The organism is Magnetococcus sp. PR-3, assembly GCF_036689865.1.
GTDB lineage: Bacteria > Pseudomonadota > Magnetococcia > Magnetococcales > Magnetococcaceae > Magnetococcus.
Genome location: NZ_JBAHUQ010000001.1, coordinates 350277 through 373090 on the forward strand (window position 1 = coordinate 350277; position 22814 = coordinate 373090).

Consider the following 22814-nt stretch of genomic DNA (forward strand, 5'->3'; position numbering starts at 1 on the left):
ACCCCTCTTTAACCTCTTTACACCCTGTTCCGCGCACAACAAGCCAGACACGCCACCCTGCCCCTTTCAAAGCAAGCACCCCTTCAACCATGGTATGGATGAATCAGGGCTCTCTCTACAGACCCACGCCAGCACCTACCAGTATAAACCGTACCCTCGGTTGCAACCGTTAACGAGGCCCTAAACGCAGCAACCCATGTAGCGCTTTTAATAACGCCACGCCCCCTTGCTCAAACGACCACTGTTTGATGCGTTGATACCCCACCTCCCCCATCTGTAACAGCGCCTGCCGTTGACCCGATAAAGCGGCCAGGATGGTACTGATTTGAGACTCTTCACCATAGGTATAGTGAAAACCGGTTTCACCATGCACCACCAGATCAGGGGCACACCCTACCCGGCTACTAACCAGGACAGGCCTCTGACAAGCCATCGCTTCATTCACCGCCAACCCCCAGGTTTCGGAACGTGAGGGTAGTGCCATCACATCTCCCATGCGGTAGACAGTCGGCATAAATTGTTGATTGGCTGTATCCATAAAGTGGATGGCGGCATCACCTTGGGCCTGCTGTTGTAGTGCCTCTTTCAGAACACCATTGCCCACAAACAGCAGGTGCAAACCGCCGCCACATTGAGCATTGGCAGCCTGAACCGCTTTCAACAAGGGTAGAGGCTGCTTGTGATCAACAAATTTACCCGCAAACAACACAACAACATCATCATCACCTATACCGAACTGACGCCTTCGTTGCAGTGCTTCAGCGGTTCGTGCCTCATGATCTTTTGCAAAGCGTTGGTTATCTACCATATGTGGTACAAAAAAACGCCGCTCTTCAGCTAGGCGAAAGGCCCGAAAATAGTCATCGTTATGCTGACCAACAGGTAAAACGCCATCCACATATCGGTAGACCCCACGCAAAACCCAGTGTCGAAGCCAAGGCACCACCCGTCTTTTATAGTTAAAAAAACCACCACTGGACAGCAGGTTGGAATCCCCCCTAAACAGAATAGGTACACGCCCTTTAAAGTAGCGCATAACCCCTATATGGGTACGAAAGGGCCAGCCGTAGATTAGAATAACATCCGGCTTCCAGGCCTTAAGGTCTGGCACCATGTCAGGATTGTGTAGACCATTAAAATGGTGGGTTCCGGGGTCTTTGGAATGGTTTTCTACAAAGTGGTGAGCATACCCTTCAAGCAGCGGAATATCCCACTGGATCGTCTCGCCAAACTCAGGATCTTTCTGCCCAGCCGTACCGTGCCAGCTATAGAAAACATGTAGATCAATCTCAGGTAGAGCGCTGAGATGTTTAAAAAAGGGGGCGTTATATTGAATGGGATGACTGGATACGATGGCCAGACGAATCATGGTATCAGTTTGGGCCATACCCTACCCCTTTGTAGGATGACGCGATCTGATTTACTGCGCATAAAAAGCATACATACTTTCCACCACACGATCTTGATCCTCTTGACTAAGGTAAGGGTGCATGGGAAGGGAAAGGATACTCTGTGCATGGTCATAAGCCACAGGGAAGTCCGCTGGAACATGTCCCAAATGGGCATAGGCTGGGTAAAACGGCAGTGCTTGGGGATAGTTAATGGCGGTGGGAATATCTAGGCTAGAGAGGTAAGCCCGTAGTTCATCCCGTTGCTGAGCACGCACCACATAAAGATGATACACATGCCGACAATCCCCACGACGTTGCGGCGTCTGTACGGCTGCAAGATCTACCAACGCTTCATCATAGCGTTGAGCCAGAGCTTCCCGTGCTTTGGTCCACCCCTCCAAACGGGGCATTTTCACATTGAGCACAGCAGCCTGCAACCCATCCATCCGGCTGTTTATACCCTCAATTTGATGATTGTTCTTCCCCCCATGGCGGGCAAACAAACGGGCATGATCTGCCAGCTTCTCCTGGTTGGTAATCAAACACCCAGCGTCCCCCATGGCCCCTAAATTTTTACCCGGATAAAAGGAGAAGGTTGCCACATCCCCAAAGCTCCCCACCACTTGGCCGTCCAGCTCAGCCAAGTGTGCCTGAGCCGCATCTTCAATCACCCATAAATTGTGTTTTTTTGCCAACGCCATAATAGCGGGCATGTTGGCAGGCTGACCATACAGATGGACAGCAATAATGCCACGGGTTTTGGGGGTTATTTTTTCAGCCAGTTTTTCAACATCCAGACAAAAATAGTCGGCTTCTGTATCACAAAAAACCACCTGCCCACCGGCTTGGGTAATGGTTTCACTGGTCGCAATCCAGCTATGTGCTGTGGTAATGACCTCATCCCCAGCGTCCAAACCCAGCGCATGCATGGCAATATAGAGTGCATCGGTACCATTACCGCACGAGACGCAGTGTTTTACCCCCATCATCTGGGCAAAGCCAGCTTCAAAGGCCTCGACATGAGGACCCCGAATAAAAGATGAAGTGGTAATAACATGATCGATGGCGGCATCCAAAGAAGCTTGAATGGATCGATGCTGAGCGAGAAGATCAACAAACTGCATGGCACTTACTCAATTGAAGTTGATTCTAGCGTTAAAGGACGAATCAAACGGGCCGGATTACCTGCATAAACACCTGGCTGTTCAATATCTTTTGTCACCACAGCACCCGCCCCAATCACCACATGATCACAAATGGTCACCGGCAGCACCGTTGCATGGGTCCCGATAGAGACATGACTACCTAACCGGGTTGCCTTCCATTGGCTCACATCCCCCCCTGCCGGGCCACCCTGGGCAAACAGGTCATTTACAAACATGGCACCGTGGGAGATGAAGCAGTCATCCCCCATGCTCACCAGTTCACAGATAAAGGCGTGGGATTGAACACGGCAGCGTTTGCCAATGGTGACCCCTTTTTGGATCTCAACAAAAGGCCCCACAAAGCTATGATCACCTATATGGCAACCATATAAGTTGGCAGGTTCGATCACGACAACCTGATCACCAAACACGACATCTTTAATACCAACCTGTTTAAACGTGGCAGCCATGCTTGGCCGCCGTATAAATTTTATCAATAATCTCCACGGTCTTCAGCCCTTCAAAACCAGCAGTACCAATCACCCCTTGCCCGGTCAGCACACTGACCAGATTATTATAGACCGCGCCATGGTTGGACATCGAGCCCACATAGTGGCCATATTGATTGGGTGGACGCCCCTCAGGCAACCCTTCCACCAGGTGATCTTCAATATTTTGATACTCCAACTCATTCAAATATTGCCCACCAATTTTGACACTGCCCTTTTCACAAAACAGTGTCAAAGAGCCCTCCATATTTTTACCGTAGCTATTAATGGTAAAGTTAACCGTACCCAACGCCCCATTATGAAAACCCAGCGCCACCACCCCCGCATCTTCAAATTCCACATTCTGCTGATGGCAAAAATTCTGGGTCAGCGCTAAAGCTTGTTTAACATCCCCCACCATATAGTAGAGCAGATCAATAAAATGGCTGAACTGTGTATACAAACAACCACCATCCAGCTCTTTACTGCCCTTCCAGGTATCTTTTTCATAATACTGAGCATTACGGTTCCAAAAGCAGCTTAACTGCACACTGTAGACCCGCCCCAGTTTACCTTCATCAATCAGCTGTTTAATAGCCACAACGGGGGGGTTATAGCGGTTCTGTTTAACCACAAACAAGCGCTTATTGGCACGTTCCCCTGCTTTAATCATCTCCCCACAATCGGCTACAGAGATCGCCATCGGTTTTTCACACAACACATGGCAACCCGCTGCAAATGCCCGCAAGGTATGTTGGGCATGCAAACCGTTGGGTGTGCAGATGGAGACCACATCGATCTCATCCCCCATCTGTTCAAACATCGCATCAATCTCTGTAAAAGCCTGTGCCTGTAGCCCTTGCACCAAGGTATTGGCCTTTTCGGGCACCACATCGCATACAGCAACCAACTGGCCATGGCTTTGAATATGCTCAAGATGTCGCTGAGCAATACGCCCACAACCAACGATGGCAAATTTTAAGGGACCAGGCATCTCAACACCACACTTACTCAGAGTTAATTCTGTTTTTTACTTAGGCCTGAACCGGCATCCAACGTAATGTCACAGCTCAGACCATAACCAACCAGATGCAGGTTTAACGCTCTGCAGGGTGAATTTCCCACGCCAGTAAAGGGTGAAGCAAGCCTGGCGGTTTTGCGCCACGGGTACGACCCAACTGGTTAACCGAAAGCTCGTGATAGGTAAAGTTAACCCTTTGATCCATAATGATACCACGCTCCATGGGAACCTCCATATTGACACTGGCTTCATAGGTGCCCAAGTTCATCAACTCACCTGGAATGTGGCAAACACTCTTATAACGCCCTTTGGGGCGCAGACGTTCTGGGTTTTGAAAAAGAAAATCACTGGTACAGAAAATATTAACACCATCACCGGATGAAACCGTTAAGGTAATACGCAAATTACGGATATCTTCCTGCAGGGTATATTCAATCTCAGCGATGACGGGGTTTTCCGTGGCCAACAGGGTATCCTCTCGGCCGTTATGATCCAAAATACGCAAGGCATGCAAAACCACCTCATGCTTTTTAGGGGCGTCTTCGTCGGACCAAACCACGACCCGGTCATCACTCCCCCCATCATTTAGATAACGGTTGATGACATCTGACGTCTCCCCCTGCATCACAATCCGACCTTGCTCCATTAAGATCGAATGCGGGCATAACTGTTTGACGGCACCCAGGTTATGGCTCACAAAGAGCACGGTTCTGCCCTCGCCATCACTGGCATCTTTCATCTTACCCAAGCATTTGGCCTGAAATTCAGCATCACCAACAGCCAGCACCTCATCCACAATGAGAACATCAGGCTCTAAATGGGCCGCCACCGCAAAAGCCAAGCGAACATGCATGCCAGAGGAGTAACGCTTGACGGGCGTATCGATATATTTAGCAACCCCTGAAAATTCAACAATTTGATCAAACTTCTTTTGAATCTCTTCTTTTTGCATACCTAATATGGCGCCGTTAAGAAAGATATTCTCACGGCCTGTCAACTCAGGATGGAACCCCGTTCCCACCTCTAAAAGACTGGCGATACGACCTTGAATGAATATTTCGCCTTCTGTTGGGGCCGTTACCCGTGAAAGTAACTTCAATAACGTGGATTTTCCGGCACCGTTTTTACCAATAATCCCGACAATACCCCCTTTGGGAATTTGCAGGTTAATATCCTGCAAAGCCCAGACAAACTCACCACCAGCCTGGGCGCGGTTATTGGTTTGGCCTAGTTTTTTAAAAGGGTCTTCTTTTCCCAAAAGTTTGGCAAACCACCGGTTAAGATCATGAGAGAGCGTACCGGTACCTACCTCACCTAGGCGATACAGCTTTGAGACCCCTTCCATCACCAGGCTATGTTCCGTCACTGCAGACCACCTTTTAAGAAAAACATTTGGCTAAAAATGCCACCTTCATAAACAAAAACACACGCTTCCATTCATCTGCATCATTCATTCCACCCAGACTACCCTTAAACCCATCATTGACGGTTTGCACCGATCTAAACCGTACCGAACAAGCCGTAAGCAGGCATGTACAACCATGGGGACTGCCTAAGGTTTTTTTAACCATGACCTGTCCATAAACAGACCGGTTAGGATGATCCATGGGTGTCCGTTTGGTGCGCGGCAAGGCTCTCTTCAAAAAGCATACATTGGTGGCGCGTCATTTCTCGTGCTGAGTAGTGCTCAAAGGCATCCCAGTTGGTCTCAGGCGTATACGGCAGGGATTGCAACATCTCTTGCCATTTTTCAAGCAGTTCAACTTCCGTGTGGCCTTGAGCTTCTGAAAAGGTCACAAGGGAGACACCGCCTACTTTTTTAACCACCTCAACAACCCCACTCTGCTCATGAAACACCAATAGAATCGGAATCTTAGCCAGCAGTTGCGCATAAATTTTTGAAGCCGAGTAACTGGGATCATCCGATCCGACGATCACCAAAAAATCAGCTTTCTGAAGCAGGCTAAGCGCATGAAAATATGGAATGCGTAGCGGGAACTCCTGCACATGTTCGGCAACCCCAAAGGCTTCTGCCAAGGGCTCAACACGTTTTTTTTCACGCCCTTTGGGGGCATAGTCGGTACCCACAAAGGTTAGGTGCACCCGATCAAACAACGCGGGCTGTTTCTGTTTCCCCAACAGCAGTGCTTTAAAGACCAGACCTAATGCCTTCTCCATATCTGGGCCACCTCGCCCAACATAGACCCCTTTAAAACACGGCTGTTTGGTCGCCTGGGCCAGAAAAGGCTCGATTTCAGAACTCGACACCTGCTCTGCCACCGTCCAATCAACCTGGGCCGCACCAAATGTTAGAGTCTGCTTAGGGACTTTTTTCAAGTGGGCATACCGAACCTCCAGCTCATCCAAATAGGCTTTGGAAACCGCAATCAAGCCTGACACCCGCTTCATCACATAGGGTTCCATATAACGGTTCAGGGTATGAATAAACCAATATTTAGGCGGGCGGGCCTGGGGATTATCATCATAATATTGATTATACCAAGGATCCTGAATATCCAAGACATAGGGAACACCGCTCCAAGCTCGCCACCATCTAGCCAGGATAAACATTTGAAAAACCGTGCTCGAAATATAGATTAAATCATATTTTTCTCTGCGCAAAAGTCGTAAACCCGTCCAGAACAGGCTCCACAACGCACGTAACCCTAAATTACCCAACCCCACACGGCGGGTCCAAGAGGCTGGCCATGCGCGAACACGTACCACGTCACACCCTTCAGGAAGTGACGCCTCTAATAACGGGTCGGTTGACTGCTCCACATCTTCAGGACGTACCGCCAAAACTGTTGCTTTCCAGCCAAACTGCTCGAAATAGGGCAAGCTGGTCCGTAAGCGGTGCATATCTGCGGTATTGGAAGGGGGAAAGTGTGGTGAGATGCACAGAACTCGTTTCATACTTCACCCCTGTGCAGAAGGTTGTGAGAGTGCTTTTTGCACCTGCTCCAAGAGCACCTTGGCATCCTGTTCCCAGCTATAGGTTGCCATAGCGGCCTGTAAGGAAGCTTGCTTGGCCTGCTGTAGACGTTTTTGGGATGGGAGTAACATATTGAGCACGTTTGCCAGTGAGGTTGGCTGGTTCTGTTCATAAACAAAACAGGCTTGGGGCACCGCCTCTGCCAACTCCTTCTGGCCTGCGGTATCACTTGCCACCAACGCCAAACCACTGCGCAAATACTCCATGCTCTTGTTGGTGATGGTTAAATCACGACTGGGGCAGTCACTCAGCTCACCACAAAAGCCGATATCATGCTCAGCCAGACGTGCCAACAATTGAGCCTGTGGCACCACCCCATGAAAATAGATATGTGGCTGCATAAAGTCCGGGGCAAGCGCACGAAGCTGTGCCTCCATACCCGGCCTAGGGTTACCCCTCAGGTGAATCTCAAAAGGCTGTGTCACCGCATGCAAGGCCTGCATTAACTGCTCTAGTCCGCGACCTGGACCGATGGTTTGAGAGAACCAAACCAGCGAGACCAACTCAGGATCCTGACGGTCCAGCACCTCTCCACACAGCAGATCTCTTTCTGCCCAGGGAAACGTATTATAGACCACAGCAGGTGGGGTTGCCTGATAGGCGCGCGCCAGAGCTTGGCTCAACGCTTGAGATGTGGTGGTCACGTAGGCAGCATCTTGCAGTAACTTGGCCTCATAGGCTTTCATTTTACCCATGGGCCGTTTGGCGCGGTCGGCGGGGAGCAGATCTTCTGAATACCAATCCTCCACATCCATCGCGACTTTGTGTCCCGCTTGCATCAACTTGACCCCCACCCACAAAGCGGGCTCCAGATGCACAATATACAGATCAGCTTGACGGGTATGCGCGTAATGGAAAAGTCGGCGGGTAAAATAGCCTAACTGAGCAGAACTCTCCCACCCCAAAAAGCGGTGTAACCATTGAGCCCCTTTGACCCGTAACCGCGCGCGTAACCATCGCGCACGATCCAACCAAGAGCCTTGAACCAAATCCACCATGGGGGTGTAACGCCACCGCGCACCATGAAGCAAAGCCTCTGTTCTTTGCGCACTGGAGAGATCTAGTATAGAACCCAGAACTTCAACATCATGCCCCGCCTGCGCAAGCGCAGCAGCCTCTTTGGCGACCCGAGGGTTATTGATGACTTGAAATCCTGAAATGATGACAATTCGGCTCATGCAGGTGGCATCCCCAGCAGATGGAACAACGTGTAAGGCACAGTGGCATCCAAAGGCTCACCACGCTCCAGCACCTCAACCTGATAACCTCGCGCTTTAAGCCAAGCATCGCAAGCAACCGCCAGATCCATGGTGTGCACCTCCACGATCATAATGGGTAAGTGCTGTTCAATGGTCTCAACCGCCCCTTCAAGCACCTCCATCTCCGCCCCTTCAACATCGACTTTCATCAAATGAGGCGGTTCAATCTCACCCACCCGGACCAAATCATCCAAGCGACGGACCTGTACCGTAATCTCCTGTTGATGATCCCGACCACTCTGAAAACTCGAGTCTGCCAGTTTACCCATGCTGTTATCATTCATAATGGAGAAGCTTGCTTCCCCTTGACGGCCCCCAACAGCATAGGGTTTAAGATGCAGTGGAAGCTTAGCATTAAGCTGTTTAAAGCGCTGAAGGTGCTTAATATTTTCAGGCATCGGCTCAAAGCAGTAGACCGCTTTTGCCCCATTAAGGGCCATAATCCCCGCCATAAACCCCCGATGACTTCCAATATCCAGACACACCCCTTGTTGGGGCACCAGTCTGGCCATGGTCTCCCCCACAACTTTTTCCCAAGTACCGGTCCAGATCAATTTATCATCCGGCATGGCAATGGCCATCCACAGACCTTTAGCAGGGCCTGCATTAATTTGATAATCAAAGGATTTATTGGCAAGAAGCAGGTTAAACAGACGACGCTGCAACCAAGCCAGAAAGGGAATTTTGCGAATATGGTCCCTCAACCACCAAGGGATTAGGTTGACACTTTTTTCGATCAAACCGGCCATACAACATTACTCCCCAATAAAAACCCTGCCCGACAATAGCTCTTTAAGGCGCCATATTCTCGATCTCTATGCGCTTGAAATAAAATATGCAGCATCCATTCCAGCACGCCCCCGGTGGACTCTGACCATGGGATTTCAACCCTCAACACATGTCATGCACACGCCATGGACAGGCCCCTTTGACTTCAGGCAGAATATCCGCTCTCATGAGCAGGAGCCTATTTTTTTCTACCTGGAGCAATCATGCGCATTTTAGCCCTGTTAACAGATGCCTACGGCAACCGCGGAGGTATTGCCCAATATAACCGTGACCTGCTAGATGCCCTTGTTGCCGCTTACCCCCACAGTGAGATCACCCTGCTGCTGCGTAACCAGCAAGATGACCCTGGCCCCATACCCGAACAGATTCAGGTTGAGACCGGCGCGCTTTCGGGCAAAGTCAGCTATCTGCGCCACGCCACGTCCCAGGCCCTCTTTGGGGGCCATTATGATCTCATCCTCTGTGGGCATATCAACCTACTCCCATTAAGCCAAATACTGGGCACCCTAACCGGTACCCCTGTGATCTTACTGGGCTATGGGATTGAGGTTTGGCAACCCACAGGGGGAGGCCTAACCCGCTGGGCTTTAAACCAACTAGCTGGGTTCATCTCCATCAGCCAAACCACCACAGATCGCCTGCTGCATTGGTCCCCCTCTATTAAGGATAAAGCCCTGCTTCTACCCAACGCCATCCATTTAGACGATTACCGGGTGGATCAAAAACCCAACTATCTTTTAGAGCGTTATAAGATTGATCAAGAGAAAGTCCTGATGACCATGGGGCGTTTGGTTTCTAAGCAGCGAGCCAAAGGCTTTGATGAAGTTCTTGAAGTGTTATCCCAGCTCCAAGAAAAAGGGCATTCGATCATCTATATGGTGGTCGGAGATGGTCCAGACCGGCAGCGGCTGGAAGAAAAAGCCGAGGCCCTAGGCATTGCCCAGCAGGTTAGGTTTACAGGCTATATTGATGAAAAAGAGAAAGCCGACCACTACCTACTGGCCGACTGTTATGCCATGCCCAGTGGTGGAGAGGGGTTTGGTTTTGTGTTACTGGAGGCCATGGCTTGCGGCATCCCCAGTATAGGCAGCACGACAGATGGTACCCGTGAAGCGATGCGGGACGGCTTATTAGGCCCTTTGGTAGATCCAACCGATACAGATCAACTGATCCATGCCATTGAACAGAGCATGAAGCAACCCCGCCAAAGGCCAGAAGCCTTAAGCTACTTTGCCTTCCCAGCCTTTACCCAACGCGTTAAAGCCCTGTTTGCCCCATGGCACCCTTAAGCAAAGGCAACGTCCCTAGACTGTATCCATAAAGTTCTTTTCAACCTGGTTAAAAATAACCATGGCAACAAACAGAACCGTGGTCATAAAGGCAAAGCTGTAAGCCAAGTAGAACGGTTCATACGAACCATTGCCTAAAAAACCGTAGCGAAAGGTCTCAATAATGGGGGTAACAGGGTTAAGCAGCAAGATCCACTGATATTTTTGATCCAACGTTGAGAGCGGATAGATCACCGGTGTGGCGTACATAAACAGTTGTACCGCAAAGGTCAGCAAAAAGCGTAAATCACGATACTTTGTGGTCATGGCCGAGATAATCATCCCCATCCCCAAACCTAGCCCCCCCATAAGCAGCAACAACAAAGGCAAGATCAACAACACTTTGTTGGGGGCCACAGGGCTACCTTGATAGAGATAGTAGGCCAAAAAGGCTAAAAACAGGGTAAATTGCACCCCAAACTTGATCAAATTAGAGATCACAATAGAGAGGGGCACAATGATTCTAGGAAAGTAGACCTTGCCAAAGATATTGGCGTTTAACGTAAAGGTTTCAGAAGACTTTGTGAGTGTTTCTGAAAAATAGGTCCAGCAGGTTACCCCCGCCAGATAAAAAAGCACCGAAGGCAAACCATCGGTCGAGAGACCGGCAATTTTGTTAAACACCAGTGTGAACATCAAAGTTGTGAGCACAGGCTGGATCAAAAACCAAAGCGGACCTAGAATGGTCTGCTTATACAGCGCGACAAAATCCCGCCGTACCAGTAAAAGCAACAGATCTCGGTAATACCATATCTCCCGAACGGGAATCTCCAGCAAGCGCCGTTTGGGTGTAATCACCAAACTCCAGGGCTGTTTTTCCACTTCAGGCTGTTTCATCATACTTATGTTACCGGTTCCAATTGAAAAAGATCGCTGTAACCCTGTTGCAATCCCTGCTGCTCCACATAGTGCTGAGCAACTTGACGGGCTTGCCGTGACATACGCTCAAAAGTTGACTGCTCAAGGTGTGTGATGGCTGAAAGTACCTCGGTTAGTGCTTTAACATCCTCTCCTGGTACATTCCACCCTGCCCCTTGCTCGTTCAACCCATTCCAAGGTGTATGCCTACTGGTGAGCAATGGCAGGCCTAACATCATGGCTTCAAACAACGCATGGCCAAAATTTTCACTTCGACTGGGCTGAACAGCCACATCATAGCGCGCCAAAACCTCAGGTACCTGAGCGTGGGGTAAAGCCCCGTGATAGGTGAACTGAATATGTGCAGGCAGGTTTTGTGCCGCTTGCTGACACTGCTGCCAATAGGCCCTATCTTTGATCGGACCATAGAGGTGGTAATGAAGAGGCGCCTCCACATGGGCCAACGCATGCAGAACAGGCAGAATGTTCTTCATGGGGGAGATCAACGCCATGGTGACCAAGCTTGGCGGCTTACCCAGCAAATGCACCCCTCTAAACGGCAGATTAAGCCGGGGGAGGTTTCCCAACTGGGTCGGTACCGTGGCAAGGTTAGCCCTTATACGTAGGGGCAGGTCTGCCGCCTCTTCCGGGCCAGTCACATGTATCTGTACCGACCGACGGCGTAGCAGTGGAAACAACAGGAGGGAGAGATAGAGACGTTTTTTTAAGGCTTTTACAGCCAGCGCCTGTTTTTGCAACATCCCCCGAGGCGCCAAGATCAGTTGACTCTGTGGCGCGACCCAAGGCTGAACAAGCAACGGCATGAGCGAAACGACGGGAGAGAATACCCCATTGATGTAGATGATATCCGGTTGGCGCTCACGGATCGCACGCCACAAACCGACAAAGGACCAGCGTTGCTGCGCGTAGAGCACTTGTCCCCCATCGGGCCACGCAAGCCACCGGTCACTTTCAACCGGAAGCACGCTACCATCCAGATCTCTATTTCTTGCAAAGACCGATACCTGAGCCTTATCCGCCAAAAAACGAACAAGGTTGGCCAGCGATACCACCGGTCCACCAGCCCGAAAAGCAGGCGAAAAATAGTCGTACACCACCAAAATACGCGGTTGTTTTGAAGAGCCGGCCCCGCCTGTTTGACTCAACGTCGCAAACTTTCAGGGGCTGGTTGGGTTTGGCAGGGCTGCTCACGTTGGGAGAGAAGTTTTTCAGCTTCCACCATACGTTTGACCACATCGGGCATGGTCAACGTTGCTTCCCACCCCAACTGTTCCTGCGCTTTTTTGGGGTTGGCGCGGCTAATGCGGATATCGGTTTCACGGTATAGGCTGGGGTTGCTGGTGGTGTGGGCCTTCCAGTCCAAATCAAAGGCGGCAAAAGCCTCGGCCACAAAATCTGCCAAAGAGGCGGTATAACCGGTCGCAATAATAAAATCTTCTGGCTTCTCCTGTTGCAGGATACGCCACATGGCATCCACATACTCCGGCGCCCACCCCCAATCACGACTGATATCAATATTACCCAACTGCAGCTGTTCACCACTCCCCTGAGCAATGCGATGGGCTGCCTTAATCACTTTACTGGTCACAAAGCGTGCGGGGCGCAACCATGACTCATGGTTAAACAAAATCCCGGAACAGGCATACATGTCGTAACCTTCCCGGTAGTTCGAGACACTCCATACCGAGGCTGATTTTGCCACTGCATAGGGGCTACGGGGTCTAAACGGGGTCTCTTCATCCGCCGCTTGTTCACCAGTATCACCAAAACATTCGCTGGATCCCGCATTGTAAAAGCGTATGGATTTATTGATCATACGCATCGATTCCAGCAGATTAAGGGTACCCTGGGAGATACTCTCCAAGGTCTCCACCGGTTGCTGAAAAGAGAGCCCAACAGAGCTTTGACCCGAGAGATTATAGATCTCATCCGGTTCAACCTGGATCAATGTCTGGACCACACTACGAAAATCTGTTGGGGTCATGGAGCGTAGCTCGATCTTCTCCCGCACCCCCAGTAGATCCAGTTTGGTCAGTGTGGCGACCTGAGCATCGCGAGAAGTCCCCACCACCCGATACCCTTTGGCCAAGAGCAAAAGAGAGAGCCAAGCACCATCTTGCCCGGTCACGCCACAAATGAGGGCGGTCTTCATGGGGATTCTCCCTTTGGATCCATGCCCGGAATCTTCCGCGATGGGTCTGCTAAGATTTTGACAACCTCGGTCTATTAGGTCAGGGACAGCAGGGCATGTGCCAGAAGTGTGGGATCATAGCGATCTACCTGCTTGTTGGTGGTCAACGGGGTTTCAATAATCTGCACGCCCCATTTACGCACACGCTTGAGCACCTTCTCGGAAGGCAGCTGTTTTTTTTGCCGGCTGTCCAGCAGAATAAACTGCAGAAAATCGGTGGCTGGCACCTCATTTTTCATCCCTTGCTGCAGGGTATTCAACAACAGTTGCAGCTGATCATCCATCTCTTGACCCAACATCTCTGGATCATGGCCCAGACTGGGTACATAGACCTTGGGGCAGTGGTTACTGGCAATGGCTTCCGCCACGCCACTGGGCAGCAGGTTGGCCAACAAGCTGCTGAAAAAACTGCCCGGTGGATAGCAGATCAGATCCGCCCCAACGATCATGCGTCGGTTAAACTTCTGCAACAGAGCTTGCGCAGGTATAGGCTTATTGGGGTGGCGACTTAAACCCATAGAGCGAATGGGGGACTTTAATGGAGCAGTCTCTTTACCTGTCATACGGTGCTGACCAACCACCACCGAACCATCCGCCAGTTCAACACTCAGGTGTAGATTTTCATTCACCACCGTGCGTACCGTACCACGCACCCCAACCAACTTGGAGAACAGGAACACAATCGGGTCCAAATGCTCCATATTGTTCAGGTATCCCCCTGCCAGAATCAGGTTGCCAATACTGGCCCGACGCAGATCAAACTTATCCGGCATGGCCTCCTGAAAAAAGGCCAGTTGAATACGGATAAGGCGACGCATGGGGTTATCGATCTCAGCGATCAGTGGATGTCGCCCACGACACAGATCATCCAACTCCCCTTCCAGCTCTTTTTTGGAAGCATCCTGGGGTAAACGATGGGAAAAGAGCCGGTAGATCTCCTCATGCCCAATCTCAGAGTCATCCGCCAACGCCATCATCCGATGCCGAAGATCACCAATGGCTGGCATATCAAAAGCCTGCCTTAGCTTGGCCGAGCTTCCGCCAGAATCAAATGGTGTCACCAAATGCACGGAATTGTGGGTATAAAGACGGATCTGCTGACTGAGGGTATGCAGCGCAGAGCCCCCACTGAAAAACAGCAACTGAGGACCCAGTTCAGGGCTACGGCGGTAACGGCTAATCCGCCGTTTATCCGGTATGGCTGCAGCACGGGTGACCGTTAAAGGGGTGGTAGGCATAACCGTCAACTTTTGATGCTGGGCGACTTACGCGTGGGCTTGTTCTCCTGCTCCTGCCAACTTAAACGTAGGGTCATTTTCTGCTTACCTTGATCCCGACTGGCCGATACTTTCATCTGCATCACCCCCTCGGGGGTTAACTGAACTTCATCCTCACCTTGACCAAAGGTCAAAGTGCCCTCCTCGACCCCTTTGAGCAAAGCTCGGAGTACTTTTTTAACCTGTTTGCTATCCTGCAGCGATTTATGGGTGAAGCTCTTGTTTCGCTTCATCAGCTTACTCCTGACCCGTCGGTGGTACAAACAGCTTAATGGCTGGAAAATCTGAGCTAACGCCCAAAACCTGCTTGTTCGGCCTAAAGATGGTAACCCCCATCCCCACACCATCCAACCCCTCTTTACTACGGGTGTTCCGGTCCATGGTGGTGTCGCACTCAAAGTTGATCAAGCCTTTGCGCAACATAATACGCTGTCCATGGTGATGGTTTAGGTGCCCATGCACCAAGGCTAAGATCTTCTGTTCATGCAACTTTTCTACGCCACGTCGGGTCAGCGGACGGTTACAGACCCGATATTTGGTCCGGATTGCATTGGTCAAAAAGCCATAATAGAACTCAAATGGGTCCCCCAACAGCTGCTTTTTAAACAGTTTATTGACCCCATCAACCCCCAACAGATCCATATGGCTAATTAAGTGGTCATCAAGCCCTGCATGCAAAAACAGAAAAGAGCCACGCTGCAGCGTCATCTGCATCTCTTTATAAAACCAGGAGAACTCCCCCCGTTTTTTCAGAAACATGCGTTTCCACACCTGCGCAGCCGCATAGATATCCCGAGGGCCTAGCCCCACCCGGTCGCACGCTTTTTCAAACCGCTCCAGTTTAGCTTGTATGCGCCCCACTTCACGCTCAACCTCCCGGTCCGGCATGGTCCAAACCGCATGTTTGGGGAACTCATCAAACCAACGCTTGGAGGGCATAAAGATGGATCGGCACTTACGGGCGCTGGGCACACCTTTTAGCGCACCACGTCCTTGCAGGTAGTTGTCATGAATCTCTTTAAGAAAAGGCACCATTTTGGGCCCCATACGGATAAAAAAGTGCTCCGTGCGGGTCTCTTTTTTAAGATCCAAACAGCGAATGCCCTGCAAAAAACGCACATCATGGTTGCCACCAAGTAGATGTAAGCGCACCTTTTTTTTACGTAAGGCCTTAACCACCCTAAGTAAGCGTAGATTACTTGGCCCTTTATCCAGGCAGTCGCCACCAATAATGAACTCTGCTTGCCGCCCAACTTTGGTGATCTCAAAATCATCATCAGCCGGGCCGGTTTTACGCACCCCGCCCGATGCCACCAATGACGCTAGAAAAGCCTCCGCATCCGCATGCATATCCGAGAAAAAAAGAATTTCCCGTTCCGGCCAGATCCAATTGCCATTGGACATCCGGTGCACCAGTTCTGTCTCCAGTTTTTTATGCTCAGAACGGTCTTGGACAATGGATTTCCGCTTACCCAGCTCCCAGGATTCAGCCTCCATGGGATAGTAAGCCTTAAACCACTCGGAACCGTGATACTTAGGAATACGCGTGGAAGGCCGGGAATATTTACGTTTTTTAGTCAAGTGGTTGGTCATGTGCCTGACGTACTTTCCAGTCACCGCAGTGGTGACGCCATTGCGGCCCAGCCTGCAAGACAACAGGACGGGCATGATACATACTGTAACGGGCGATATCTTCCATACTCATCACCCCCAAATAGAAGGCAGCATGGCGAAAGGCTGCGCCATGCCCCACAAACAGCTTTAACCGCGACGGCCCCTCATCGGGTAACTGTGCCATACGCTGTTTAATATGATCCACAACCCGCTGGCCAGCCTCCAATAACGATTCACCACCTTGCAGCGGCAACTTATAGTGGCTATTGGATTTCCAACCCGCAGGAGGGTCATCAAAACGGGGATCATCTGCCAAAATCTGTTCAACTTGCGCCACCGTTAAGTTGGCGGCACTGCCCATGCTACGCTCGGCCAGCGCATCAAAACTTTCAATCGCCAAAGGGGTGGTTAACTGCTCCGAAAAAATCGTCGCGGTCTGCCAACCCCGCAGTAAATTAGAACTATCAATCACCGGATCTAAGACCCAGTCATGCTCATTGAGCATCTGGGTAACCAATGGCGCCCCGGCCAAAGCCTGTTGTACACCGGCTTCGTTCAAAGCAAAAGGCTGCCATGCACTGGGTGTTTGCTTAAGTTGATGATAGTCACCATGACGGATCAGTGCCGCATAATGTACAACCATCGCTTAACTTTCCGCCAGCAGTTGTTTGACCAGCATTTTCATCATTGGAACCAGCTCCTGTTGATTAACCTTTTCCATCGCCTGCTCCGGGCTAAACCATTGACGCCCACGGTGGCGCTCCTCCCACTGAGCTTCCGGGATAACTTCGGTTACCGCCATACTATAGACATGGCACGTGGTTGGACCACCCCACTTTTTATAGGTGTAATGGCCTAACGATTGCGTGCTCACCTCACCCCGTACCCCTGCCTCCTCCATCGCCTCTTTGGCGGCAGAGTCCTGCGCGCTCAGGCCAGGTTCATGAATCCCCTTAGGTACCACCCAATGTTTTTTCTTACTGGATGAGACCAGCATAAAATGAAGCTGCCCATCAATCATACGGTAAGGTATAACCGAAGATTGCCGGTAATAGTAGGCAGGCCGCTTGCGCCGCTGATCACCCGATGGCGAGGGAAAAGGAAATTTACGCGGTAACGTATGGGGCTCTTTAACATCCAGCAGTTGTACGGTTTGTGTGCCGACCTCCTGCCACGCGCCCTCGATCCTTAAACGAACCAAGGTTGCAAAGCGCAAGCCCTCTTCATGAAGTTGCGTGGGCATATCAACCCCCAACAACTGACGCAGCAACCCTTCAAGCGCAGGCGCATGCCCCACCACCAGCAGCCGCTCTACCTTGGCATCACAGCTCTGAATCTGGGTCAAGAGCGGTTGCCACTCATCGGTATAGAGCGCTTGGTCTGAGGTGACACCCTGGGTGCCACGCTGCATGGCACGGCACAACTTTTGGGCACTGACCAAAGCCCGTTCAGCTTTAGAGGCCACCACCTGATCGGGGATAAGATCATGCAGCGACATCCACACCCCTAACCGTTGGATATCCCGCTTACCCGGATCACTGAGTGGACGGTCAAAATCTCCGACAGACAGATCATTCTCTGCTGCACCATGCCGGAGCAGCCACAGTTCTCGCCCCATATTTTCACCCTCCCAACAAGGCCATTGCCTGTTTGGTCGCCGCTTGGATATCAAGCTGACCGGTCACTTCATAGATGGCAACCCCTTCTAATACAGCCATGTAGGGGTCAGGATCCAACGGTGTGGTATCCTGTAAAAAAGAGCCATTTGGGTATTGGTAGAAAGGACCTGGGGATTTCATAACAGCACTGAGCAGTTCCCGGCGCTGGTTCATATCAATTTGGCTTACCAGGGTAGGTTCCTGGCTATCCCGCGACCAGTTGAGAATGAGCAGATGTGTTAAAGGTGCCCGTAGGTCAATACGTCCTTCCCCATAAACCTGTCCAACCAGGACATCATGCTTCTCTTCCAGCTCCCACAGAACATCCTTGGGCAGATCCAACAGTTCCTGACGTCGCTCTGGCGTCATCAACCCATGCAACCTGGGGTTGCTGACAATGGTGCCGGGATTAATCCGTGGTAGTTTGGGAATACCCACCCCCTCAACCCCGTCCTTACTCCCCTGAATAAACAGACGGTCATTGGTCAAGTAGTGTACCCGCTCATCTTCAAGCAACATCAACATCAAGGTGGATTTACCGCCACCAGAGAACCCGGCAATGCCCATACCACGATCACCAAGCACCAAGCCGGATGCATGGCAGATCAACCAATTCCGGTGCTGTAACCAGTTCATATACTGGGCGTTGATGAAATTGATAACCTGATTATCGTTGGCCATACAGGGGCCAGCTGCAATCCGGTTTTCCTCACTTTGCAAAAACACCATACCGGTGCGAACTTTTTGCACCATACGTCCATCCGACAGATCGACATAGGCATCTTTACGCCCACTTTTGCCAGGTTCACGCTTCCAGTCGGTAAAACTAAGGCCCAAATCTGTGGCCGGGCACTCCACCGCCACCATATCCAGATCAATATGGTCGGCTTGCTGAACAACCACATGGTCAAAATAGTGCCTTAACTGTTCGATAAGTGGCTTATGGTTACTGCGCAGCCGCAGGGTACACCCCTCCAACCCCAATAACAGTTCCTGTTCAACCAAGGTGTGATTGGCCATCAGGCCTTGTGCAGCTTGCTTTTGATCAATCATGGTGGACTCTTTAGTAAAATCAAACATTCAAGGAATTCAAAACGTGGGCCACATAGAGCTCAGCAGCATCAATACCCAAGCCATCTTTGGCACCGCGGAAGCCACCAAAGGCTGAAACTTCAAAACAGATGGGGCCGCTTTCGGTCTCGGCAACATCCACAGTGGTGAAATCCAGATTAAACAGAGCCTGAGCTTTACGTGCCATCTCTACAATCTCTGCATTCGGTTCAGCCAGGGCATATTTACCCCCACTGTGAATGGTTGTGTTCCAGGTGTTGGCATCCTGCGGTACACGGGCATAGGCCCCCAGGTAGGTACCATTCAAAAACACAAGCCCTAGATCCCGCCCCGGAAGTTTGACCTTCTTTTGCAGATACATCATAGGATTCGTTTGTTGAAAAGCTTCAATCTCAGCGCGTAACGCGGCATCGTCCTGAGATCCATCAATGACGGTCATGCCCCGAGCCTTGGTGGAAAAAAGCGGTTTAAAAACCGCTTTTCCGTAGCGCCGCACGGCCTCCATGGCTGCCGTAACATCCTCAGTTACCGTGGTTTCTGGCATAGGGATGTCTGCATTACGTAAGGTCACCGTACAGCTTAGGCGGTCGACCAAACGGATCATGCTCTCCGCCGGGCTAAAAACCCGTACGCCATGCCCCTCTGCGATACGTAACAGCTCCAAACGATCCAACGTATTGGGGTTGTACTCAGCACTAATCTTTTTAACAATCAGGCCATCCAGTTCACACAGGTTGACCCCATTGCCATAGAGCTGGTTACTGGAGAGATCCAGCACCACATGGGCCATATCAAACACCAAACGCTCACCGGTTGCCGCAGCAACGGCATCGGCCAAGGTTTCGGTTGACCATTTACCTGGAATTCCGATGACACCTATACGAGGCTTAGACAATGAACAACTCCTCAATGGGCAAGCGGTAGTGGGCGGCCCGTTTAACTGGGGTATCCAACACCTGGTGAATTAATAGTTGAGCACGGGAGAACATGGCCCAAGCCAAGTCTTTATCCAACACAAACCGAGTGGATGTTGCAAAAGAACGGGCCAACCCCATGGCCAGCCGTATTTCAAAGGTCTCATCCCCATGTTTAAGCGCATAACGACGGGCGATGTGGTACATCTCTTGTGCCACACCGGCAATACGCTTACGTGTCTGGGGGTCCAGCACTTGTAAACGGTAGTTGGATACCATGAAAACCGAGATATCCTGTATATAATCCATATACCGGGAGCGGTGTAGATCGATAAAGTTAATCTGTTTCTCCAGGGGATCATAAATGATGTTGTCGACGTTAAAGTCCCCATGAATATAGACGGAGAACGGAGCGATCAACTTTTTTTCCTTACCCACAGCACGGGCGATTTGAGATTCAAAATCTGGCAGTTTAAACCCACAAATATGGCTGCTGGCGTACTGAAAGTCGGGGTGGATTAACCAGACATCTTTTAAGCGTTTACCCAGCTGCCCCATATAATCGGCCGAGACTGGCTCTGCCGTGTGGGTTTCTCGCCACACCCGCCCTAGGGTTTTACCAATGTGTTGAAGCGCTTCATCCACACGGGGCTGTGGCTCGTTGAGCACAATCTGCTCAAAGGTTAAACCTGCCAGATGCTCAATCAGCAAAGAGGCCGCCTGCCCTTTTTTTTGGTAAGAGAGGATACGTGGCGCCAACCCCGGAACAATCGAGTGCCAACTTTCAACCCCCTGCCACTCCTCTTTAAGCTTGGCTTTGTGACCCTCTTTGAGAATGGCCAACACATCCTCACTCTTAGGTCGCATATCCCGGTGTTTACCTTTTTTAGACATTTTTTTCTTGCCGGGACGGCGACGGATACCTGAAATGCCACTGCCTGAACGGGTCTCAGCAACCGTGGCTAACTCCAGCTCACCGACATTCAACCCATCTTGCATCTCATCAATAGACCTAGTCAGGCTCTGAAAGCGCTCAATACTTGTTGTTTGCCCCAGGTTAATGGAGAGCACAGCCTCACCCACGGTACGCATGGTCTGGCCCATTTTTTCAATATTGTGAACCAGAAAAAGCGCTGCGATCAAATCTTCCGTATGTTTGCCTTTTTTCAACGCCTTGGTATATCGGCGGCGCAACGGCTCGGTAATGGTATAGACCCGTTTTTCCGTGCGGCAGATCTTTAAGGCCTGGGTGGTATCATTATTATGAAACGCGGGCTCTACCATGGCCAAACGGGCATGGATAATCTCTAACGGCTCTTCGTAAAGCTGAGCATGCAACAGATCGGTACGTAAAATGGCATTATAGTGGGTCACCACCTCTCGGCAGCGTTTGGTCATGAGCTCCAACTCATAAGCCATAATTTCTACACTGCGAAAAGGGGTCGAGCGACCCTCAACCTCTCCATTAGGGCAGACCAAGTGCTCAAGGGTACTCTCATGGATACGGCGCATGAGGTTAAGCCCATAACCGCGACGGTCCAGCACACTACGCGCAGCTGCGGGTGTCTCGGCGGCGAGCGCGCTGCGCAAGGTATCGAGCTGAGAAGAGACTTCACTGATGAGAAAACGTAAATTATCACCAATGGCTTGGGGAAATTCCATGCCCTACTCCATTACACCCTGATAAGTGTGGCCACGGTCTGCTAACAAACGAGGTAGCAGTGTGCGCATGGTGGGGGGAAAGATCGGGATAGCATGAAGCTGATCTAAAGCAACCCACAACACATCAACCTGGTTACGGTCCGGATGCGGCCCATTTTTAGCCTCATAACCTGGGTCCACCTGGCACTCAAACAAAAACTCCACCTGATGCCGTATTGTGGGAGGTTCTGTTTGACGATGTTTAAAAAAATCAGCCACCCACACCAAATCCCCCACCTGCACCTGTGCCCCGATCTCCTCCAGGCACTCCCGTTCCACCCCTTGTAATAAGGATTCCCCCACCTCAGGCGCCCCCCCTGGCAGGGTATAGCGCTCTGGCTGGTGCCCCCCTAACTTATGCTGAAGCAGTATCTTCCCATCCCGTACAATCAGTGCACGCACGGCATTACGTGTTTGGGGTATCAGGTTGTCCATAGCATTATTCCCTACCACGCCCCTTCAAGCGATCAATGTAAACAGCCCCCCCTACTCCAGCAGATCTGCCATGGATCTACCATACGCCTCAAATATCCTTCAGTACCAGCCACCTCAACACAGAAAGTAAAGAATCTTTGGCTGACAATATAGCTTGATACGAGACAGTTTCGCATTCAATCCATGACACGGCTGTAACAATTACACCTAACAGGGCGGTTAATTTTGCTTTTATATAGATTACTGCTATGCCCTATCATATTCTAGACACACAATGTTCACATTAATGTATTTTTTTATACGTTCCTTTTTTGCAACCCCCTGACGATGAGGTGCCCAATGGGATTAAGCCAAATTATCAACTGGCTGTCGGATTTTATGGATCACGATAAAAAGAAACAAAAACGCCAGCGCGATGAGTTGAAAACGGTTTTAAAGACTCTAAAAAAGAAAGAGAACAAACTCAAATCAGCCCTTTCTGATGCAGATAACAGTAAGAAAAAAAGGGCGATCCAAAAAAAGCTGGATGTTATTCACACCCAACGGGCTAAAGGTGTGAAGCTGTGCCGTCGCATGAAGGTTAAATGTAAATAGGCACAGACGAACACATGTGATACCACGCAAGGGAAGAGAGTCCCCCGATCCAGCGAGGAAGTGA

Annotated in this window: 22 protein-coding genes; 2 read left to right on the forward strand and 20 right to left on the reverse strand. The window is 50.6% G+C overall.

Translation table 11 applies throughout. The features are described 5' to 3' along the window. Positions 1-169: 169 nt before the first annotated feature. The 8 genes from V5T57_RS01295 to V5T57_RS01330 all read right to left on the reverse strand — a co-directional run bounded on the left by V5T57_RS01295 (position 170) and on the right by V5T57_RS01330 (position 9048). Positions 170-1387 (reverse strand): glycosyltransferase family 4 protein, encoded by a 1218-nt coding sequence (locus tag V5T57_RS01295; RefSeq protein ID WP_332889339.1) that lies wholly within the window; start codon positions 1385-1387, stop codon positions 170-172. A gap of 33 nt (positions 1388-1420) precedes the next feature. Beyond that, positions 1421-2515: a DegT/DnrJ/EryC1/StrS family aminotransferase gene (locus V5T57_RS01300; RefSeq protein WP_332889340.1), complete on the reverse strand. Its 1095-nt coding sequence runs from the start codon at positions 2513-2515 to the stop codon at positions 1421-1423. A 5-nt stretch (positions 2516-2520) separates the two neighbouring features. Then, complete coding sequence (locus tag V5T57_RS01305) at positions 2521-3006, reverse strand: acyltransferase (protein ID WP_332889341.1); 486 nt, start codon at positions 3004-3006, stop codon at positions 2521-2523. Then, a complete protein-coding gene (locus V5T57_RS01310) occupies positions 2990-4018 on the reverse strand; it encodes a Gfo/Idh/MocA family protein (RefSeq protein WP_332889342.1) in 1029 nt (342 codons plus the stop codon). The genes V5T57_RS01305 and V5T57_RS01310 overlap by 17 nt, the downstream gene beginning before the upstream one ends. A gap of 103 nt (positions 4019-4121) precedes the next feature. Continuing rightward, positions 4122-5390 (reverse strand): ABC transporter ATP-binding protein, encoded by a 1269-nt coding sequence (locus V5T57_RS01315; RefSeq protein ID WP_442918158.1) that lies wholly within the window; start codon positions 5388-5390, stop codon positions 4122-4124. A 248-nt stretch (positions 5391-5638) separates the two neighbouring features. Beyond that, complete coding sequence (locus V5T57_RS01320; protein WP_332889344.1) at positions 5639-6961, reverse strand: glycosyltransferase; 1323 nt, start codon at positions 6959-6961, stop codon at positions 5639-5641. A gap of 3 nt (positions 6962-6964) precedes the next feature. Then, positions 6965-8218 (reverse strand): glycosyltransferase, encoded by a 1254-nt coding sequence (locus V5T57_RS01325; protein ID WP_332889345.1) that lies wholly within the window; start codon positions 8216-8218, stop codon positions 6965-6967. Beyond that, entirely contained in the window at positions 8215-9048 is an 834-nt protein-coding gene (locus V5T57_RS01330) for an FkbM family methyltransferase (RefSeq protein WP_332889346.1), read from the reverse strand. The genes V5T57_RS01325 and V5T57_RS01330 overlap by 4 nt, the downstream gene beginning before the upstream one ends. 243 nt (positions 9049-9291) lie before the next feature. On the opposite strand from V5T57_RS01330, the gene V5T57_RS01335 reads away from it, so the two are divergent. Then, a complete protein-coding gene (locus V5T57_RS01335) occupies positions 9292-10377 on the forward strand; it encodes a glycosyltransferase family 4 protein (RefSeq protein WP_332889347.1) in 1086 nt (361 codons plus the stop codon). Between the two features lie 15 nt (positions 10378-10392). On the opposite strand, the gene V5T57_RS01340 is transcribed toward V5T57_RS01335, so the two are convergent. From V5T57_RS01340 to V5T57_RS01395, 12 genes are all read right to left on the reverse strand, one after another. Further along, entirely contained in the window at positions 10393-11256 is an 864-nt protein-coding gene (locus V5T57_RS01340) for an ABC transporter permease (RefSeq protein ID WP_332889348.1), read from the reverse strand. Between the two features lie 2 nt (positions 11257-11258). After that, on the reverse strand, positions 11259-12440 hold the full coding sequence (locus V5T57_RS01345; RefSeq protein WP_332889349.1) for a glycosyltransferase family 4 protein: 1182 nt from the start codon (positions 12438-12440) through the stop codon (positions 11259-11261). Continuing rightward, positions 12437-13447 carry a GDP-mannose 4,6-dehydratase gene (locus V5T57_RS01350; RefSeq protein ID WP_332889350.1) on the reverse strand — a complete coding sequence of 337 codons (1011 nt, stop codon included), beginning with the start codon at positions 13445-13447 and terminating at the stop codon, positions 12437-12439. Before V5T57_RS01350 ends, V5T57_RS01345 begins: the two co-directional genes overlap by 4 nt. Positions 13448-13521: 74 nt before the next feature. Continuing rightward, a complete protein-coding gene (locus V5T57_RS01355; protein ID WP_332889351.1) occupies positions 13522-14724 on the reverse strand; it encodes a GAK system CofD-like protein in 1203 nt (400 codons plus the stop codon). 5 nt (positions 14725-14729) lie between these two features. Continuing rightward, the gene (locus V5T57_RS01360; protein ID WP_332889352.1) at positions 14730-14996 is read right to left on the reverse strand and encodes an amphi-Trp domain-containing protein; all 267 of its coding nucleotides are present in this window, start codon (positions 14994-14996) and stop codon (positions 14730-14732) included. A 4-nt stretch (positions 14997-15000) separates the two neighbouring features. Next, complete coding sequence (locus V5T57_RS01365; RefSeq protein WP_332889353.1) at positions 15001-16356, reverse strand: metallophosphoesterase family protein; 1356 nt, start codon at positions 16354-16356, stop codon at positions 15001-15003. Further along, positions 16337-17020, reverse strand: a complete 684-nt coding sequence (locus V5T57_RS01370) for a histidine phosphatase family protein (protein ID WP_332889354.1) — start codon at positions 17018-17020, stop codon at positions 16337-16339. Before V5T57_RS01370 ends, V5T57_RS01365 begins: the two co-directional genes overlap by 20 nt. Positions 17021-17023: 3 nt before the next feature. Further along, positions 17024-17995 carry an NUDIX domain-containing protein gene (locus tag V5T57_RS01375; protein WP_332889355.1) on the reverse strand — a complete coding sequence of 324 codons (972 nt, stop codon included), beginning with the start codon at positions 17993-17995 and terminating at the stop codon, positions 17024-17026. 4 nt (positions 17996-17999) lie between these two features. Then, a complete protein-coding gene (locus V5T57_RS01380; protein WP_332889356.1) occupies positions 18000-19088 on the reverse strand; it encodes an HprK-related kinase B in 1089 nt (362 codons plus the stop codon). A 19-nt stretch (positions 19089-19107) separates the two neighbouring features. After that, entirely contained in the window at positions 19108-20001 is an 894-nt protein-coding gene (locus tag V5T57_RS01385) for a GAK system ATP-grasp enzyme (RefSeq protein ID WP_332889357.1), read from the reverse strand. Further along, a complete protein-coding gene (locus tag V5T57_RS01390) occupies positions 19994-21682 on the reverse strand; it encodes an aminoglycoside phosphotransferase family protein (RefSeq protein ID WP_332889358.1) in 1689 nt (562 codons plus the stop codon). The genes V5T57_RS01385 and V5T57_RS01390 overlap by 8 nt, the downstream gene beginning before the upstream one ends. A gap of 3 nt (positions 21683-21685) precedes the next feature. Beyond that, positions 21686-22156 carry an NUDIX domain-containing protein gene (locus V5T57_RS01395; RefSeq protein ID WP_332889359.1) on the reverse strand — a complete coding sequence of 157 codons (471 nt, stop codon included), beginning with the start codon at positions 22154-22156 and terminating at the stop codon, positions 21686-21688. A 339-nt stretch (positions 22157-22495) separates the two neighbouring features. Here V5T57_RS01395 and V5T57_RS01400 point away from each other — a divergent pair, with 339 nt between their 5' ends. Then, on the forward strand, positions 22496-22750 hold the full coding sequence (locus V5T57_RS01400; RefSeq protein ID WP_332889360.1) for a hypothetical protein: 255 nt from the start codon (positions 22496-22498) through the stop codon (positions 22748-22750). Positions 22751-22814: the final 64 nt, after the last annotated feature.